1 protein-coding gene is annotated in these 376 nt (G+C 66.5%); it reads left to right on the plus strand.

Translation table 11 applies throughout. The features are described from left to right. Positions 1-376 (plus strand): L-serine ammonia-lyase, iron-sulfur-dependent, subunit alpha (locus AC1D0P_RS31840; protein ID WP_477680375.1); only part of this gene is annotated, 376 nt, incomplete at both ends.

Raw genomic sequence — 376 nt, forward strand, 5'->3', positions numbered from 1 at the left:
CAGCATTTCCATGAAGACTGGGACCAGGACGGCATCCGCGACTACTTGCTGACGGCGGCGGCGGTAGGTGGCATCATCAAGCACAATGCCTCGATCTCCGGTGCCGAGGTCGGCTGTCAGGGCGAGGTGGGCTCTGCGGCGGCGATGGCGGCCGCCGGTCTTGCGGCTGTGATGGGCGCTTCGCCCGAACAGGTCGAGAATGCCGCCGAAATCGCGCTCGAACACCATCTTGGCATGACCTGCGATCCGGTCGCCGGCCTTGTGCAGGTGCCCTGCATCGAGCGCAATGCGCTGGGCGCCGTCAAGGCGGTCACCGCTGCGTCACTGGCGCTCAAGGGCGACGGCCAGCATTTCGTGCCGCTCGACGCCTGTATCG

The sequence above is a fragment of the Polaromonas sp. P1_G2 genome (genome assembly GCF_056405515.1).